At 60.7% G+C, this 18,360-nt stretch carries 16 protein-coding genes; 10 read left to right on the forward strand and 6 right to left on the reverse strand.

Annotated features, from left to right (window positions below):
- Nucleotides 1–167: 167 nt before the first annotated feature.
- From BLS41_RS16315 to BLS41_RS16330, 4 genes are all read left to right on the forward strand, one after another.
- Entirely contained in the window at nt 168–1,226 is a 1,059-nt protein-coding gene (locus BLS41_RS16315) for an OmpA family protein (RefSeq protein WP_074766637.1), read from the forward strand.
- Nucleotides 1,227–1,302: 76 nt separating this feature from the next.
- Nucleotides 1,303–1,935, forward strand: coding sequence for a response regulator transcription factor (locus BLS41_RS16320; RefSeq protein WP_074766639.1), 633 nt, complete (start codon nt 1,303–1,305; stop codon nt 1,933–1,935).
- An 81-nt stretch (nt 1,936–2,016) separates the two neighbouring features.
- Nucleotides 2,017–3,681 carry a hypothetical protein gene (locus tag BLS41_RS39615; protein WP_253189686.1) on the forward strand — a complete coding sequence of 555 codons (1,665 nt, stop codon included), beginning with the start codon at nt 2,017–2,019 and terminating at the stop codon, nt 3,679–3,681.
- A 2-nt stretch (nt 3,682–3,683) separates the two neighbouring features.
- A complete protein-coding gene (locus tag BLS41_RS16330; protein WP_074766641.1) occupies nt 3,684–4,742 on the forward strand; it encodes a hypothetical protein in 1,059 nt (352 codons plus the stop codon).
- 122 nt (nt 4,743–4,864) lie between these two features.
- On the opposite strand, the gene acnA is transcribed toward BLS41_RS16330, so the two are convergent.
- The 6 genes from acnA to BLS41_RS16360 all read right to left on the reverse strand — a co-directional run bounded on the left by acnA (nt 4,865) and on the right by BLS41_RS16360 (nt 13,271).
- Complete coding sequence (acnA, locus tag BLS41_RS16335; protein ID WP_074766643.1) at nt 4,865–7,582, reverse strand: aconitate hydratase AcnA; 2,718 nt, start codon at nt 7,580–7,582, stop codon at nt 4,865–4,867.
- 40 nt (nt 7,583–7,622) lie between these two features.
- Nucleotides 7,623–9,074, reverse strand: coding sequence for a bifunctional 2-methylcitrate dehydratase/aconitate hydratase (locus BLS41_RS16340; RefSeq protein ID WP_074766645.1), 1,452 nt, complete (start codon nt 9,072–9,074; stop codon nt 7,623–7,625).
- 25 nt (nt 9,075–9,099) lie between these two features.
- Entirely contained in the window at nt 9,100–9,609 is a 510-nt protein-coding gene (locus tag BLS41_RS16345; protein ID WP_074766647.1) for a hypothetical protein, read from the reverse strand.
- A 104-nt stretch (nt 9,610–9,713) separates the two neighbouring features.
- Nucleotides 9,714–10,901 carry a bifunctional 2-methylcitrate synthase/citrate synthase gene (gene prpC / locus BLS41_RS16350; RefSeq protein ID WP_074766648.1) on the reverse strand — a complete coding sequence of 396 codons (1,188 nt, stop codon included), beginning with the start codon at nt 10,899–10,901 and terminating at the stop codon, nt 9,714–9,716.
- Between the two features lie 165 nt (nt 10,902–11,066).
- Complete coding sequence (locus tag BLS41_RS16355) at nt 11,067–12,083, reverse strand: HpcH/HpaI aldolase/citrate lyase family protein (protein WP_074766650.1); 1,017 nt, start codon at nt 12,081–12,083, stop codon at nt 11,067–11,069.
- Nucleotides 12,084–12,287: 204 nt separating this feature from the next.
- Entirely contained in the window at nt 12,288–13,271 is a 984-nt protein-coding gene (locus BLS41_RS16360) for a malate dehydrogenase (RefSeq protein ID WP_074766652.1), read from the reverse strand.
- A 493-nt stretch (nt 13,272–13,764) separates the two neighbouring features.
- Here BLS41_RS16360 and BLS41_RS16365 point away from each other — a divergent pair, with 493 nt between their 5' ends.
- The 6 genes from BLS41_RS16365 (at nt 13,765) to BLS41_RS16390 (ending at nt 18,294) form a co-directional block, all read left to right on the forward strand.
- Nucleotides 13,765–14,565 (forward strand): GntR family transcriptional regulator, encoded by an 801-nt coding sequence (locus tag BLS41_RS16365; RefSeq protein WP_074766654.1) that lies wholly within the window; start codon nt 13,765–13,767, stop codon nt 14,563–14,565.
- A gap of 157 nt (nt 14,566–14,722) precedes the next feature.
- Nucleotides 14,723–15,139, forward strand: a complete 417-nt coding sequence (sdhC, locus tag BLS41_RS16370) for a succinate dehydrogenase, cytochrome b556 subunit (RefSeq protein WP_074766656.1) — start codon at nt 14,723–14,725, stop codon at nt 15,137–15,139.
- Nucleotides 15,140–15,142: 3 nt separating this feature from the next.
- The gene (sdhD, locus tag BLS41_RS16375; protein WP_074766658.1) at nt 15,143–15,511 is read left to right on the forward strand and encodes a succinate dehydrogenase, hydrophobic membrane anchor protein; all 369 of its coding nucleotides are present in this window, start codon (nt 15,143–15,145) and stop codon (nt 15,509–15,511) included.
- 4 nt (nt 15,512–15,515) lie between these two features.
- Nucleotides 15,516–17,291, forward strand: coding sequence for a succinate dehydrogenase flavoprotein subunit (gene sdhA, locus BLS41_RS16380; RefSeq protein ID WP_074766660.1), 1,776 nt, complete (start codon nt 15,516–15,518; stop codon nt 17,289–17,291).
- 24 nt (nt 17,292–17,315) lie between these two features.
- Nucleotides 17,316–18,020: a succinate dehydrogenase iron-sulfur subunit gene (locus BLS41_RS16385; protein ID WP_074766662.1), complete on the forward strand. Its 705-nt coding sequence runs from the start codon at nt 17,316–17,318 to the stop codon at nt 18,018–18,020.
- 1 nt (nt 18,021) lies between these two features.
- Entirely contained in the window at nt 18,022–18,294 is a 273-nt protein-coding gene (locus BLS41_RS16390) for an FAD assembly factor SdhE (RefSeq protein ID WP_074766664.1), read from the forward strand.
- The last annotated feature ends 66 nt before the right edge of the window (nt 18,295–18,360 follow it).

Raw genomic sequence — 18,360 nt, forward strand, 5'->3', positions numbered from 1 at the left:
ACCTTGTATCGTGGCTGGTCATACAGCCGGATGACAGCCGCTATCCGATTCGCATGAAAGCGGTCGAAGCGTCTGATGGGAATCTAGGATTGCTCCCATTCCTTGCATGTCTTCTCGTATTCATACTCGGAGTCTTCTCCCGGACGATGCGCTAGACGCAGACCGCAATGACATTGCAGCTAACGACGCTGGTATGCGCTTTAGCCTTAACGGGCTGTGCAGGCCATGCAGCGCGTGAACGGCTCGGCATCCAGGATGCGAGCGTGCTGAAAACGGGCATTGGCGCCAGTCAGGGTGAAGCGGCGGGCGCGGCCAACTCTCAATGGGTCAACACCTACGCGTCGATCGGCAGCAGCCGCAAAGCATTGGCGTCGTTGCAAAAGCGTCTCGATCAGTTGCCGGGCGACAAAGACAACTACTTCCACGCCAAAGCGCAATGCTGGATCGACACCGCCAGGCAAACGCGCGACGCAAACGACGATTGGGGTTTCGTCGAAGAGGCCATCGGGCAGGCGGCTGAGATCACAATGAGCCTCGAGCGAGGCGAGCCGATTTCCGCTGCGAATCCCGCGCTACGTACCGTGTCCACGGTGCGGCCCGATCTGTGGAATATCGTCAACGCAATCAAGATGGATGCGGCCGTAGCCAGTTGTCCAGAAGCGCAACCGCTGCTCGCCTGCGCCGAAGTCGGGTTGATGCAGGCCGGTCACGATGCGTGGACCCGCAGCTTCGCCACTGCCGAAAAGCGCTTGCCGCAGATTCAGCAGAACCTGCGCGAATCGGCGGAATTGACCCTGCAATGCAAGACGGCGATGCCGCAGCGAATGTCAACGCCGGCTGAATCGTCGCCACAAAAGATGACGTTGCGCGCCGACTCGCTGTTCCGTTTCGGCGGCGCCGACAACAGCGCCATGCTTGCCGCCGGCAAGGTCGAACTGGACGCGCTAGCGGCGCACCTCAAGACAGCTTCTGTCACGAGCAAACTGAAAATTACCGGCTATACCGACCGGCTCGGCGGCAACGCCTATAACCGGCACTTGTCGCTGCAACGCGCACACACGGTCGAACAATATCTACGCGGACGCGGCGTGACATTGCCGATCAAGGTGCAAGGCCGGGGCAGTGAGAATCAGAAGGTGGATTGCCGGCAAACACAACGCGACGAACTGGTGCAATGCCTCGCACCGAATCGCCGCGTCGAGCTGGAATTTGCAGGCGCTGACTAGTCAGCAGCGCTTTTGCATCGGGGCGGCATGCAGCGCCAATAAACAACAGTGAGCGTTTTCACGAGGATAAAAAACCATGTCAACAACTCTGATTATCGATGACCATCCCGCATTCCGAATGATCATCAAAATGCAGCTCCAGCAGTTGCTGGGCATCGAAGAGGTAATCGAAGCGGACAACGGCCAAACCGCCGTTGAAATGGCCCGGCAGTTCACGCCGAAACTCGCCATTCTGGATCTGGATATTCCGCGTATCAGCGGACTCGATGTGATTCCACGGCTCAAGCTTGCTCATCCGCCCATTCGCGTTCTGGTGCTGTCCGGTCACGATCCCGCCACGTTTGCCCCGCGCGCAATGCGTTCGGGCGTTCACGGCTTTGTCGGCAAGTCGCAGGAAATGAAGGAGATCATGCGAGGCGTGGAGGCGGTGCTGGCGGGTTACACGGTGTTCCCGGTCACAGCCGGCGGCGGCGCGACGCCCAACATCAGCACCGAACACGAAGAAGACCGCGTGCGCATGCTGTCCGACAAGGAGCTCGTGATCTTGCAGATGCTGTCGAAAGGCATGTCGAACAAGGCTATCGGCGACGCGCTGTTTATCAGCGACAAAACCGTGAGCACTTACAAGAGCCGTATTCAGGAAAAGCTTGGACTGTCGTCGCTGGCCGCGCTGATCGAGTTTGCTTCGTTGCATAAGCTGATCGATTGAGTTTTGCGGTTTATGAATAACGTGACCATGGCGCGGTTTATCTTCGACTTCCGGTGCCCGTGCGTGCAAAAGGCGCGGCGCATGTCGATCCGTTTCGTGACGTTGTCGGGATGTTTCATTGCGTTTGTACTGCTGTTGTGTATGTTTCCGGCGCAGGCCAATGCGGCTTCGCGAGTTGGCGCCGCGTCAACGCCGGTACTCAACGGAAACTCCAGTCCCGCAGTTGAAGCGAACCAGCACGGCGCAGTCATCCCGTTGCCGCAACCGCTTGACGACATCGACGCACATGAAGGGGGCAGCTCCGGCCCCCCTCTCGCTACCATGGCGAGCGGTGACGGATCCGCGCTCGCTGAAACTGCACAGGACGATGCATTCGCGAGGCCTACGTGGTCGATCACGCTGGGGTTGGCGCTCGCTTTGTCGCTTGCGGCTGGTGTGAGCGTTGCGCTAATCGGCGCGTTTCTGTCCCGGTCTGCAACACGGCGGCTGGTTGAAAAGCAGAAACAGGTGGCCGACCAGTGGGCTCGTCGTTATGAGGCCGCAGACGCGCGATGGCGGACCGCGCAAATCCACGGATGGAATCACGCGCAAGCGCACGGCAATCCGTGCGCGGTTGACACTTCTAATTCGTTCGGGCTTTCCGGTGCGACACGTTTTCTTGTCGAGGCACCCTTGCTCGCAGTGGCGAATCTGCTCGATTGTTTCAACGTACCTGCCGTGCCATCCAGGCCTTCACCGCCACTGGCCACGATCCAATACGCGTTGCGGACGTGGAGTCAAACGCTCCGCGATCTGCTCGATACGTCTCCGCTGGAATCGCGCACTCTGGTTATCGACGAAAGCGAGACGAACCTGCGCGAACTCGCAGATGGAGTCGTCGGTTTATTGGCACCGTTTGCAGCGAACCAGGGTGTGCGTATCAGCGTGAATGTCGATCCCGCCGTGGCGGAGACGATTCTGGCCGACCATGCGCGCGTCGGCCAACTCTGTTTTCATCTGCTGGGCCGCGCGATTCAACTCAGCCGGCATCAGGAGATCGTGCTCATGGTGGGCGCTGAGCCTTTGAATGCGGGTTCGCAGCGAATCCTGATCGGCTTGATGGAGGCGGGTGAGAAAAGCGCGCCGGCTGAGCGACGTCCGCAGGCCGATTGCATCCTGTGTCAGCCAGACATGGCCGGCAAGCGGTCCGACGAAACGGATGCCTGTCTGCCACTGTGTCAGGCGCTTGCACAGCGCATGCAGGGTGAACTTTCAGTCTCGCGCGGGCTGGACGCAATCGCTAGCGTCAGCTTCGAGGCGCAGTTTGCCGTCGTGGAGAAGCGGTCGTTAGCAAGACCGGTTTGTGACGACGTGCAAACCTCCGCTTCCTCCATCGCGACGGGACTACCGGCTGACTCAGTCAGCGGCTCCTACGAGCCATTCGATCATCGTTTTCTGGATTCGCTGTCCGAAGAAGGGGTCAATCTTTCCATCTTTCTGGACGGCTGGCGACGAGCAATGGCCGACGACGTGGCACGCCTCGGCGTGTTGTGGCGTCAGGGTGAGCCTGATCATCTGCGTAGCGTGTTGCACCGGTTGAGCGGCGCTGTTGGCCTCGTCGGCGCGCGCAGCCTGATGGAAGCGTTGCGGCGGGCGAGTGTCTCGCCGCTGGAGCAAAGCACGATTTCGATTGAGTCGTTGATTGAACGGGCGAGGAACCTTGCGATGCAACTCGAAGCGCGGCCCGCAGCACCGGGGAGCACCTGAAGATGACCAGACCGTTGGCGCTGATTGAAGGCGATCTCGCGCTCCCAGACGCGCGGCTGCTGAGTAGCTTGCCGCCGCCGTTCGGTTTGCGCCCACAGCCAGCGCGCTCCACTGCGCAACGCGACGCGGAGCGAGTCGCCGCTGCCGCAGCACAAGAGGCAATCCGGACAACCGCGAGGCACAAGACGCCGGTGCGTCGAAAGCCGCTTCCGCCGGGCACCATGTTTCGCTTTTTTTACAAGGTGCGAACGCCACGCGACTATTCCGCTCATATCCAGGCACAACTGGACGAAGCGAGGTACTACCTCGAAGCCGGTAAAACACGTGTGCGTTCGTCGCGCCGAGATTACGTGCTGGGGGCGGGTATTTTCGCGGCTACGGGTATCGCGCTGGCCTGGTTGCTGACAACCACCGCAATGCGTGACGCTGAAAAAGCCGACGCGACGCTGATAGCGCGTCCCGCTGTGGTTCATTCGGAAGAAACGGCCTTGCAGGCTGAAGCGGCGTTCAAGGTTGCCCCGACGGTTGTGCAGAATGCGGCTTCGATGGCGAAACCGGTGCCTCTTGCCGTGCGTCCGGTTGAGTCCAAACCATCGCGTCAGGCTGCGCTTCCGGCCGAACTTGCGGCATCGTCGCGGCATACCGGGTCGTACAAGATCACGAGAACTCTGGCTTCCGACGCCGCTACTCGCCGCGCCAGTGCGAGCGTCAACGCTAGCATCGACACCAGGCCCAGCGCGCCGAGTTTGCATCTGGGCAAGACGCCGATCGACGATCGCCTGACACTAAGTCGCTCAGCAGATCCGTCCGCACAAGCTTCAACATCGGCGCAACCCGAGTGGACCGCACGCGTGCCTTCAACCGATGCGGCACCCGAGCAGGCCGCATTGCTCAACTGGGCCGCCCAGCAGCGGCGCACCTCGGCGGTTGCTGCGTCGACTACGATAACCCCGGTCAGCGCGTCGGCGACACCGGCCGACGTCACATGGAACGCCCGCATGACTCAGCGCCGGGTCACGGACAACCCTGGCGCGTTCAGCGCCAACGCATCCCAACGGTAAACAAAAAAAGCCCGACCAAAAGGTCGGGCTTCAAAGTCGGCTGCGCCCTCCACAGGACGCAGCCCCTGCAAAACAGCCATGCCGTTAGCCCGACCGTGAGGTCGGACTGAACTGAGTCGAGCTTAAGCAGCCAGCAGCGAACGCAGAACGAACGGCAGAATACCGCCGTGCTTGTAGTAGTCGACTTCGATCGGCGTGTCGATACGCAGCAGCACCGGCACGCGCTTCTCGCTGCCGTCCTTGCCGCGAATCACCAGCGTCACTTCCTGCTGCGGCTTGAAGTCCGAACCCAGGCCTTCGACGTCGTACGTTTCTTCGCCGGTGATACCGAGCGATTGCACGCTATCCGAGCCCTTGAACTGCAGCGGCAGAACGCCCATGCCGACCAGGTTCGAACGGTGAATCCGCTCGAAGCTGCGTGCGACCACAGCCTTCACGCCCAGCAGTTGCGTGCCCTTTGCTGCCCAGTCACGCGACGAACCCGTGCCGTACTCTTCGCCCGCGAACACGACAGTCGGAGTATCCGCGGCGATGTACTTCATCGCTGCGTCGTAGATCGATTCCTGTTCGCCGCTCGGCTGGTGAATCGTCAGGCCGCCTTCGACGCGCGAGCCGTCTGCCTTCGCCGGAATCATCAGGTTCTTGATCCGGACGTTCGCGAACGTGCCACGCATCATCACGTCGTGGTTGCCGCGACGCGAGCCGTAGCTGTTGAAATCGGCCTTCTGCACGCCGTTTTCCTTCAGCCAGCGGCCTGCCGGCGAGTCTTCCTTGATCGAGCCAGCCGGGCTGATGTGGTCGGTCGTGACCGAGTCACCGAAAATGCCCAGTGCGCGCGCGTTCCTGACCGGAGCGATGCTGTCGGCCGGCGTCATCGAGAAGTCGTTGCCGAAGAACGGCGGCTCAGCGATGTACGTCGACTTCGGCCAGTCGTAGACCTGACCTTCTTCGCCTTCGATCTTGCTCCACAGGTCGCCCTTCTTGGTCAGCGACGCGTAGTTCTTGCGGAACGCGTCGGCGTCCAGCGCGAACTTGAGCAGTTCGTTGACTTCTTCGCTGGTCGGCCAGATGTCGCCCAGGTAGATGTCCTTTCCGCCCTTGCCCTTGCCGACCGGTTCGGTCATCAGGTCGCGCGTGATGTTGCCGGCGATTGCGTAAGCGACGACCAGCGGCGGCGAAGCCAGGAAGTTCGCGCGGATGTTCGGGTGAATACGCGCTTCGAAGTTACGGTTGCCCGACAGAACCGCTGCCGCGACGATGTCGTTCTTCGTGATCGCTTCGTTCAGTTCCGGCGTCAGGTCGCCCGCGTTGCCGATACAGGTCGTGCAGCCGTAAGCGGCCAGCGTGAAGCCCAGCTTGTCGAGATACTTCAGCAGGTTGGTCTTCGTCAGGTACTCGGTGACGATACGCGATCCAGGGGCCAGCGAAGTCTTGATGTGCGGAGCGACCGTCAGGCCGGCTTCGACAGCCTTCTTCGCCAGCAGGCCAGCGGCCAGCAGCACGCTCGGGTTCGACGTGTTCGTGCACGACGTGATCGCGGCGATCAGGATGTCGCCGTTCTTCACGTCGACGCCGTTGGTCGTCGTGTATTGCGCGTCGAGGTCTTCAGCCTTCTTCGCGAAACCGTTTTCCGCGACCGGCTTCGAGAACAGGTCGCCGAAGGTCGACTTCACATTGCCGATTTCGATACGGTCTTGCGGACGCTTCGGGCCTGCCAGCGACGGAGCCACCGTGCCCAGATCCAGCGTCACGACCTTCGTGAAGTCGATGTCGCCGTCCTTCGGAACGCCGAACAGGTTCTGCGCCTTGAAGTAGTTTTCGAACGCCGAGATTTCTGCGTCCGTGCGGCCCGTGCCCTTGAAGTAGTCGATCGTCTTTTCGTCGACCGGGAAGAAGCCCATGGTCGCGCCGTATTCCGGCGCCATGTTGCCGATCGTCGCGCGGTCCGGCAGCGACAGCGTGCGCGTGCCTTCGCCGAAGAACTCGACGAACTTGCCGACAACCTTTTCCTTGCGCAGCAACTCGGTGATGGTCAGAACCAGGTCGGTCGCCGTCACGCCTTCGCGCAGCTTGCCCTTCAGGTTCACGCCGACCACGTCCGGCGTCAGGAAGTACACCGGCTGGCCGAGCATGCCGGCTTCAGCTTCGATGCCGCCCACGCCCCAGCCCACCACGCCGATACCGTTGATCATCGTCGTGTGGCTGTCGGTGCCGACCAGCGTGTCCGGGTAGTACACGGTGTCCGCGCCTTCGGCCTTCTTGTGCACGCCGCGTGCGAGGTATTCCAGGTTCACCTGGTGAACGATACCGACGCCCGGCGGCACGACCTTGAACGTGTCGAATGCCTGCATGCCCCACTTCATGAACTGGTAGCGCTCGTTGTTGCGCTGGAATTCCAGTTTCATGTTCAGATCGAGCGCGTTCTTTTCGCGGAAGTGATCGATCGTGACCGAGTGATCGACAACCAGATCGACCGGGACCAGCGGTTCGATCGATTTCGGGTCCTTGCCGACGCGCTGCGCGACACCGCGCATGGCAGCGATGTCGGCCAGCAGCGGCACACCGGTGAAGTCTTGCAGCACGACACGCGCCACGACAAACGGGATTTCGTCGACGCGTGCGCCGGTCGGGTCCCAGTTCGCCAGTTGCTTGATGTGTTCTTCGTTGACTTTCTTGCCGTCGTAGTTACGCAGCACCGATTCCAGCACGAGACGGATCGAAACCGGCAGACGGTCGATCTTGATGTTCAGTGCCTTGCCGAGTTGCGGCAGGGAGTAGAACTTGCCTTTGCCGGAACCGCTGTCGAATTCCTTGAGCGTTTTGTGGAGGTTGTGGGCCATGGTGTTTTCCTTGGTTTGATCGCGGAACTACAGTACTGAACTAGATGACGTAAAGATCGACATATTCATTGACCGGCATGGCTTCGAGCCTTGTCTGATCGAGCGACACGTCGAGAATCGCCAGTTGTTGCCTGACCGGAAAGCGCCGCGCGAGGTTGGTCCTGAACTTCTCGACCAGCAACGGAATCCCGTCTTCACGACGGCGCTTATGACCGATTGGGTATTCGACTACGACTTCGTCGAACCTTGATCCATCGTTGAATTCGACCGTCAGTGCATTGGCGATCGAACGCTTCTCGGGATCGTGGTAATCCTGCGTGAACTGCGCGTCTTCGACACATTCCATCCTGGCGCGCAACACATCGATACGCGCGTCCTGCGCGACCGAATCTTCGTAATCCGCGGCCGTCAGGCGACCGTGGATCAGCGGCACGGCGATCATGTACTGAATGCAATGATCGCGATCGGCCGGGTTGTCCAGCGGGCCCTTCTTGTCGATGATGCGGATCGCGGCCTCGTGCGTGCGAATCGTGATCCTGCTGATCTCGTCCACGCTCCGGCCTCGCGCCGCGAGTTGCGCGTTCAATGCGAGCGCTGCTTCCACCGCAGTTTGCGCATGGAATTCTGCCGGAAAAGAAATCTTGAAGAGTACGTTTTCCATCACGTACGAGCCATACGGACGCTGGAATCTGAACGCGTTGCCGTTGAACAGCACGTCGTAAAAGCCCCACGTCTTCGCCGTGAGCACCGACGGATAGCCCATCTCGCCGGTTTTCGACATCAGCGCCAGACGTACGGCGCGCGAAGTCGCGTCGCCCGCCGCCCACGATTTGCGCGAACCCGTGTTCGGCGCATGGCGATACGTGCGCAGCGCGTGCCCGTCGACAAAAGCCTGCGACACCGCGTTGATCAGCTCGTCGCGCGACAGGCCGATCATTTGACCGACCACCGCTGTCGACGCCACTTTCACCAGCAATACGTGATCGAGCCCGACCTTGTTGAAGGAGTTTTCGAGCGCGATACAACCTTGAATTTCGTGCGCCTTGATCATGGCGATCAACACGTCTTGCATCGTCAGCGGTGCTTTGCCCGCTGCGATGGCCGTGCGCGAGAGCCAGTCGGCTGTCGCGAGAATTCCGCCGAGGTTATCCGACGGATGCCCCCATTCGGCGGCGAGCCACGTGTCGTTGAAGTCGAGCCAGCGAATCATTGCGCCGATGTTGAAGGCCGCCTGAACCGGGTCGAGCTGGAACGATGTGCCTGGCACCTTGGCGCCGTTGGGGACGATCGTGCCCGGCACGATCGGTCCCATCAGCTTGGTGCAGGCCGGGTAGGAGAGCGCCTCGAGTCCACAGCCGAGCGTATCGATCAGGCAATGGCGCGCGGTTTCCAGCGCGAGCTTGCCGTCGATCGTGAAATCCAGAACGTAGTCGACGATATCGACCAGGACGGAATCCGGGTCGGGTCGTACGTTGGAAATCGGAGCGGACATCGGGGAGCGTTCCTGACGACGTTGTTTAGTTGGTGGTCCGGTTGATCGCGTTCGATTGCGTCGGAGCCGGCGCGCCTTGCGTCATCGCTGCCGTCTTGCATTCGTCGGCGAGGCGCGAGCTGTCCTTGTCCTGGAACAGCATTGCCTTGGTCGGGATCACGACCAGATCCATGCCCGTTGCGGCGTCGTGGAAGCGGTCTGCGCCGGTGGTGGTCGCTTCGCGCGGCAGATTGTAATTTTTGTTGGCCCAGTGAACCGTGACGATCTGGTCACGCTTCATGTCGCCCTTCAGGTCGAAAGCCAGACCTTCGGCGCACGACCACTTTTCCGAGCCGTCCGGTACCGGATCGACCTTCGCTTCCTTGGCCGGGTTAGCTTTGCGCTTGATCAGGCGACGCGGTTCCGGGCGCTTTGCCACGGCCTTCTTCGCTGCCGGCTTGGTGGTGGTCGCTGTTTGTGCGGCGGCTTCCGTCGACAGGGTCAGCATCGTCGTGGACAGGGCGCCAATCACGGCGGCGATCATCAGCTTTTTCATGGAGAAAACCTTTCTATCTAGTTTCAGTTAAACATTACGCGGGCTACCGGTCCTGGCGACCGCGTGGGTTGAACTGCACGCGCTTTGAAAGCGCACAGCGACCGCTATTTTCTCCTATTTAGCGGCAGGTACTTCAAATTCTCAGGTCCGGTGTAGTTCGCGCTGGGTCGGATGATCTTGTTGTCGACCCGCTGCTCGATGATGTGCGCGCTCCACCCTGCCGTGCGCGCGATCACGAAAATCGGCGTGAACATCGCCGTCGGCACGCCCATCATGTGATACGACACCGCGCTGAACCAGTCGAGGTTCGGGAACATTTTCTTCGCGTCCCACATCACCGATTCGAGCCGCTCGGCGATGTTGAACAGCTTCGTATTCCCCGCTTCCTTCGACAGCTTCTTCGCCACGTCCTTGATGACCACGTTGCGCGGATCGGAGATCGTGTACACCGGATGGCCGAAGCCGATCACGACTTCCTTATTCTCGACGCGCCTGCGGATATCGGCTTCCGCTTCGTCGGGCGTCTGATAGCGCGACTGGATTTCGAACGCGACTTCGTTGGCGCCGCCGTGCTTCGGGCCGCGCAATGCGCCGATCGCGCCGGTGATCGCCGAGTAAATGTCGGACCCCGTGCCTGCAATCACGCGCCCCGTGAAGGTCGACGCGTTGAATTCATGCTCTGCATACAGGTTCAACGACACATGCATCGCATCGACCCAAGCCTTCGACGGCTCGACGCCATGCAACAGATGCAGGAAATGGCCGCCGATCGAATCGTCGTCGGTTTCGACCTCGATGCGCTTGCCGTTGTGCGAATAGTGATACCAGTACAGCAGCATCGAACCGAGCGACGCCATCAGCTTGTCGGCGATATCGCGTGCGCCCGGCAGATTGTGGTCGTCCTTCTCCGGCAGCACGGTGCCGAGCACCGAGACGCCGGTGCGCATCACGTCAATCGGATGCGCAGCGGCGGGAATCCATTCGAGCGCGGCCTTGACGTTGGCGGGCAGGCCGCGCATGCCTTTGAGTCTGGTTTTATATGCCTGAAGCTCGGCCTGCGTGGGCAGCTTTTCGTGGACCAGCAGATACGCGATTTCTTCGAATTCGCAGGCGCTCGCGATGTCGAGAATGTCGTAGCCGCGATAGTGCAGATCGTTGCCGGTCTTGCCGACCGTGCACAGCGCGGTGTTGCCCGCCGTCACGCCGGACAGGGCGACGGATTTTTTGGGCTTGAAACCGCTTTGTGGGGTGCTGCCGCCTTGTGCGTCTGTGGATTGCGTCGTCTCACTCATCTCCCGCCATCTCCCTTGAGCTTGCGTGCGTTGGTCCTGCGAGCTATTTTCCCTACGTACTGCTGCTGCGCCAGCCGTATGTTCGACGCCGGTTTTTCATCGCCGCGAAGGCCTGTGCTGTGATCAAGGCAGCGCGCACCGGGCGCGATTGCATGCCCCGAACGCTCACGACGCAGCTTGTCCGTTAGCGCCCACTTCTGCGAAAAGCGGCGCGGCGTCTTGCGGAACCGCGCGGCCCGTCGCTTGCGCACGGCGCAGCACCGACCAGTAATAGCGATAGCTCGCGCGATCGTGCAGCGTGTCGTGATAGCGCGTCGGCCCCCATTGCGCCGACTGCGCGGCCAGCAGGATTTCAGTGGCCGTGGCGATCTCTTCGTCGCGCGGAGCAAATGCGGCGACGATCGCCTCGATCTGCGCCGGGTGAATGCTCCACATGCGCGTGTAGCCGAACTCGTTGCGGGCCCGCGCTGCGTCGTTCGCGACCACGCTCATGTCGCGCACTTCGGTGCTGACGTTATGCGACGGCACCTTGCCGTATGCATGACAGGCCGCCGAAATTTCCAGTTTCGCGCGACGCACCAGCGGATGATCGAACTGACCCGGAGAGCGCATGGCCGTGTCGGGAATCGCGCCGTTGTGCGCGGAGACGAAGTCCATCAAGCCGAAGCTCAATGCTTCGACGCCCGGCAGCGCGGCCAGATCGAACACGCGCGTGAGCGCACCGTGGGTTTCGACCAGCAGTTGCACCGGCACCGGCTGCGTGATGCCGAGCTCGCGCCGCGTCGCCTCGATGAACGCGACCATTTCGGCGGCATCGGGAACGTTGCGGATTTTCGGAAGGGTAATGTAAGCCGGCGCGCGCTTCGCGGCACGCAGAATGAGACGGACGTCGTCGCGCCAGTGCGCGTGATCGAAGTCGTGAATCCGTACGCCGACGCGCCCGAAACGGTCATGCTCGCTGCCCAGAAGCGACGCGACCAGTTCCGCGTGCTCCGCTTCGCGGCCGACTTGCGCACCGTCTTCGCAATCGAGCGTGATGTCGAACACCGGGCCGAGTTGCTGCTGCAGCGCGAGCGACTTCAGCATCAGCTTTTCGCTGCCGGCGTAGTGATCGCAGGCAGGTAGCACAAGCGGCGGCACTTCGCCGTCAAACAGCACTTCGGCGGGGGTGGGGGCGCGCATCGTCGGCGTCAGGGGCGTGGGGTTGTTTAGTGAAAATATGATTCGGATGAACTCTGCCTGAGCGTGACTGCTGTCAGGTGATTGCAAAGCGCATTCGGATCAGATGCGAAAGACCGGAATTGCATAAATTCCGGCATTCGCACGAAAAAAACCGGAACCCGCCGCGGTGAAGCTACGGAGTTCCGGTTTATCTGCATCAGGGGCTTAGCCGAGCAGGTGTTGAACGCCGTCGCGCTCTTCCAGCAATTCCTGCAGCGTGCCGTCCATCTTTTCGCGCGAGAACGCGTCGATTTCCAGACCTTCGACGCGCTTGTACTCGCCGTTTTCGCACGTAACCGGCACACCGTAGATGATGTCTTCCGGGATGCCGTACGAGCCGTCCGACGGAATACCCATCGTGACCCACTTGCCGTTCGTGCCCAGAACCCAGTCACGCACGTGGTCGATTGCAGCATTAGCCGCCGACGCCGCCGACGACAGGCCGCGCGCTTCGATGATCGCTGCGCCGCGCTTGCCGACGGTCGGGATGAACGTGTTGCGGTTCCATTCTTCGTCGTTGATCAGCTTGGTCAGGTCCTGACCTTCAGCCGTTGCAACGCGGAAGTCCGGGTACATGGTCGGCGAGTGGTTGCCCCACACAGCCAGCTTTTCGATCGACGCGACCGGCTTGCCCGACTTGGCAGCCAGTTGCGACAACGCGCGGTTGTGGTCCAGGCGCAGCATGGCGGTGAAGTTCTTCTTCGGCAGATCCGGCGCCGACTTCATCGCGATGTATGCGTTGGTGTTAGCCGGGTTGCCGACCACCAGAACCTTCACGTCGCGGCTGGCGACTTCGTTCAGCGCCTTGCCCTGAACCGTGAAGATTTCGGCGTTTGCCGACAGCAGGTCCTTACGCTCCATGCCTTTCGAACGCGGGCGTGCGCCGACCAGCAGGGCCACGTCTGCATCCTTGAATGCAACTTTCGGGTCGTCAGTGATCACGACACCCGACAGCAGCGGGAATGCGCAATCATCCAGTTCCATCACGACGCCTTTGACGGCGCCTTGCGCTTGCGGGAGGTCGAGCAGTTGCAGGACAACCGGCTGGTCCTTGCCGAGCAGATCGCCATTGGCGATGCGGAACAGCAGGGAGTAAGCGATTTGACCTGCGGCGCCGGTGACGGCAACGCGCTTTGCGGGCTTAGCCATTGAGAAATCTCCAGGACGATGCGTTAGACGCTAGGGAAAACGCCATTCTATATGCGCGTTCAGCGAAGCGTTATGAAACACGGCGGAATTCACTGTTCGCGTGCGGCCCTGTAATTCGACGGGGCCAGGCGGCGCGTTGCGGCAAGATCGCCGTGCCGGAAACCTTTACTGAGCGGGAGCGGAATAAGGTGGCGCCGAGGTAGCCGCTGCACGGTGCGGGCTCCTGCAAACAGCGCGTTTCGGCAAGCGTCTGACCAACGAATGGCGGCGAATCGAAACCTGAACTGCGAGGGAACTGCATGGTGCGCAGTGGCTGCCGAAGCGTCGCGGCGCTGTGTCAGAACAGCTGCCGAAAAACCCGCAAACCCTTGCTCGCCAAGGAGTGTAGGAGTCGTCATGCACAAAGTCAACATTATCTTATGTCTTATATAAGACACATCTATTGCGGGGAAAACCCTAGACGCACCCCAGCCCTTTATGATGAAATGCGCGCATGAATTCGAACCCGGCGAATACCACGAACCCGAGCGGCCAAGGGGCCGCGGGCGAGGGTGTACCCGCCAGCACTCCCGCCTCGTCGCCTACTTTTAGCCCCCTGTATCAGCAGATCAAAGGGCTGATTACGCAGAGCCTCGAAAGCGGTGAATGGAAGCCGGGCGAGATCATTCCTAGTGAAGTCGAATTGGCGGCAAGATACAAGGTCAGTCAGGGGACGGTGCGCAAAGCCATCGACGAACTGGCCGCCGACAACCTGCTGGTGCGCCGCCAGGGCAAGGGCACTTTTGTTGCGACGCACAACGAAGATCGCGCCCAGTTTCGCTTCCTCAGATTACTGGCCGATGACGGCGCGGAGCATCCGCACGTCAGCCGCCTGCTTGAATGCCGCCGTTTGCGCGCTTCTGCCGACATTGCCCGTCAACTCGATCTGAAGCCAGCCGACCCGGTGGTGCTGATCAAGCGTTTGCTGCAGTTCGACGGCGAAGTCACGGTCCTCGATGAAATCTGGCTGCCTGGCGCCGTGTTTCGCGGACTGACGCTCGAACGGTTGTCGGAGTACAAGGGTCCCCTCTACGCGATGTTCGAGACGGAATTCGGCACCCGCATGATTCGCGCCACGGAGAAAATCCGCGCGGTCGCAGCGGATCCTTCTGTGGCCGACCTGCTGCATGTGCCCGCGGGTTTTCCGTTGCTGTCGGTCGAACGCGTGTCCTATACCTATGGGGACCGGCCGGTTGAAGTCCGGCGAGGTTGGTATGTCACAACCGGGTATTACTATCAGAACGATCTGAGTTGAGTCGGGCTGAATGAAGGCGCGGCGTCCCACACGCGCGCCTGTTTGACGGCGTCTTTATCGCGTGTGCTGTAACGGACCTGTAGTGGTTTTCGCTGCAGCGCGATATAAAAAGGCGCTAAAATTGCGGATTAGTGTGACTACATAGTAGGGGTCTAGCATGGCAGAAGCCGTAAAAAAACCGAGGCCGGAATTCCGGAATATCGGTATTGGGCAGATATTGACGGCATACCGTCTCCCGCTCGCGGGGCGCGTGTCGATCTTGCACCGCGTGAGCGGTGGTCTTTTGTTTGTTTTCCTTCCGTTCCTGCTGTACCTCTTTGATCAGAGCCTGACTTCAGAATTGAGTTTCGAAGGCTTCAAAGGTTTCCTCTCCAATATCATCGTCAAGCTCATCACGCTCGTTCTGGCGTGGGGTTTCCTGTTCCACTTCTGCGCCGGCGTCCGCCATCTGATGATGGACACCAATCACGACTCCGTGACGAAGGAAAAAGGCAAGTCGACCTCCATCGTCGTTATCGTCGTGTCGTCGCTGCTCACCATCGCATTCGCGGCGAAACTGTTCGGAGCATTCTAAAAAATGTCATCAAATAACCGGATCGGTTCGAAGCGTCTCGTTGTCGGCGCGCATTACGGTCTGCGCGACTGGCTCGCGCAACGCATCACCGCCACGATCATGGCGGTCTACACGGTTATCCTGCTCGCCTGGTTCTTCGGCGCGCGCGATTTCTCGTACGACGGCTGGGCCTCGATCTTCGCGACGCAATGGATGAAGCTCGCTACGTTCGTCACGCTGCTTGCACTGTTCTACCACGCGTGGGTTGGTATCCGCGATATCTGGATGGACTACGTGAAGCCCGTTGGCGTGCGCCTGACCCTTCAGGTGCTGACGATCGTCTGGCTGCTCGCATGTGCGGGCTACGCTGCGCAGATTCTCTGGAGAGTGTAAAAGAATGGCTGCAATCAAGAATTCTCTGCCGCGTCGCAAGTTTGACGTGGTCATCGTCGGCGCAGGCGGCTCGGGAATGCGCGCTTCGCTGCAACTCGCGCGCGCCGGTCTGTCGGTCTGCGTGCTGTCCAAGGTGTTCCCGACGCGTTCGCACACGGTCGCGGCTCAAGGCGGCATCGGTGCCTCGCTCGGCAACATGAGCGAAGACAACTGGCACTACCACTTCTACGACACGATCAAGGGTTCCGACTGGCTCGGCGACCAGGACGCGATCGAGTTCATGTGCCGTGAAGCACCGAACGCAGTCTACGAACTCGAACACATGGGCATGCCGTTCGACCGTAACGCAGACGGCACGATTTATCAGCGCCCGTTCGGCGGCCACACCGCCAACTACGGCGAAAAGCCGGTGCAACGCGCCTGCGCGGCGGCTGACCGTACCGGTCACGCGCTGCTGCACACGCTGTATCAGCAGAACGTCGAAGCAAAGACGCAGTTCTTCGTCGAATGGATGGCGCTGGATCTGATCCGCGACGCCGACGGCGATGTGCTCGGCGTGACCGCGCTGGAAATGGAAACCGGCGACGTCTACATCCTCGAAGGCAAGACCACGCTGTTCGCAACGGGCGGTGCAGGCCGGATCTTCGCGGCATCGACCAACGCGTTCATCAACACCGGTGACGGCCTCGGCATGGCTGCGCGTTCGAATATCGCGCTGCAGGACATGGAATTCTGGCAATTCCACCCGACCGGCGTGGCCGGCGCGGGCGTGCTGATTACCGAAGGCGTGCGCGGCGAAGGCGGCATTCTGCGTAACTCGAACGGCGAGCGTTTCATGGAACGCTACGCACCGACGCTGAAGGATCTGGCGCCGCGCGACTTCGTTTCGCGTTCGATGGACCAGGAAATCAAGGAAGGCCGCGGCGTGGGTCCGAACAAGGACCACGTGCTGCTCGACCTGTCGCACATCGGCGCAGAGACGATCATGAAGCGTCTGCCGTCAATCCGCGAAATCGCGATGAAGTTCGCGAACGTCGATTGCATTAAAGAGCCGATTCCGGTTGTGCCGACCATTCACTATCAGATGGGCGGTATCCCGACGAACATCAACGGTCAGGTCGTCGGTACGGCGCGCGGCCACGAAGAAGTCGTCAACGGTTTCTACGCAGTGGGCGAATGCTCGTGCGTGTCGGTGCACGGTGCAAACCGTCTCGGCACGAACTCGCTGCTCGACCTCGTGGTGTTCGGCCGCGCGGCCGGCAACCACATCGTCAAGCACGTGCAGAGCATGAAAGAGCACAAGCCGCTGCCGGCCGATGCTGCCGACTTCGCGCTGTCGCGTCTGGACAAGCTCGACAAGTCGTCGTCGGGCGAGTACGCGCAGGACGTCGCGAACGACATCCGCAGCACGATGCAGGCTCACGCCGGCGTGTTCCGTACGTCGGAGTTGCTGGCGAAGGGCGTCGAGGCTATTCGCGAAGTGGCTGGACGTGTCGACAACATCCATCTGAAGGACAAGTCGAAGGTGTTCAACACGGCCCGCGTCGAAGCGCTGGAAGTGGCGAACCTGATCGAAGTGGCACGCGCCACGATGGTCTCGGCCGAAGCGCGCAAGGAAAGCCGTGGCGCGCACGCGCAGAACGACTTCGAACATCGCGACGACGAAAACTGGCTGCGCCATACGTTGTGGTTCAGCGAAGGCGACCGCCTCGACTACAAGCCGGTTCACATGCAACCGCTGACCGTCGAATCCGTGCCGCCGAAAGCGCGTACCTTCTAAGGCACCAGTCAAAGGAATTCAGAAATGGCAAAGCGTATATTTGAAATCTACCGCTACGACCCGGACAAGGATGCAGCACCGCGCATGCAAACGTACGAGATCGACATCGACTCGCACGAACGCATGCTGCTCGACGCGCTCCTGAAGCTGAAGGCCGTGGACGAGACCTTGTCGTTCCGTCGCTCGTGCCGTGAAGGCGTGTGCGGTTCGGACGCAATGAACATCAACGGCAAGAATGGTCTGGCGTGTCTGACGAACCTGAACGATCTGCCGCAAAAGATCGTGCTGCGTCCGCTGCCGGGCCTGCCGGTCATTCGCGACCTGATCGTCGACATGACGAACTTCTTCAACCAGTATCACTCGATCAAGCCGTACCTGATCAACGATACGCCGCCGCCGGAAAAGGAACGTCTGCAGTCGCCGGAAGAACGCGACGAGCTCGACGGCCTGTACGAATGTATTCTGTGCGCGAGCTGCTCGACGTCGTGCCCGAGCTTCTGGTGGAATCCGGACAAGTTCGTCGGCCCGGCTGGCCTGCTGCAAGCCTATCGCTTCATTGCGGACAGCCGCGACGAAGCGACGGGTGAACGCCTCGACAACCTGGAAGATCCGTACCGTCTGTTCCGTTGCCATACCATCATGAATTGCGTCGACGTTTGCCCGAAGGGCCTGAACCCGACCAAGGCGATTGGCAAGATCAAGGAATTGATGGTTCGCCGCGCGGTCTGAGATGGACGAAACATCGCATCAGTCCGACCCTCTCCGCCGGGCGCGCCTTCGTTGGCGTGCCCGGCGGGGCCTGCTGGAAAACGATCTGATCTTCGAACGTTTTTTCAGCCGATATGAGCATGACCTCAGCGATGCCGACGTAGGCGCACTTACGCGCCTGCTCGAGCTGAGCGATAACGACCTGATGGACTTGCTGCTTGTGCGCAAGGAACCGGAGGGCGAGCTTGCCGACCCGGATGTAATCCGTGTTCTGGAGCTGCTGCGCAACGCTTGAGCGCCGCCAGCCTGTTGTTCCAGGCGTGCAATTATCGAAACCCTGTTTCCATACTTCGATTGAGGA

It is taken from the genome of Paraburkholderia fungorum, assembly GCF_900099835.1.
Lineage (GTDB): Bacteria > Pseudomonadota > Gammaproteobacteria > Burkholderiales > Burkholderiaceae > Paraburkholderia > Paraburkholderia fungorum_A.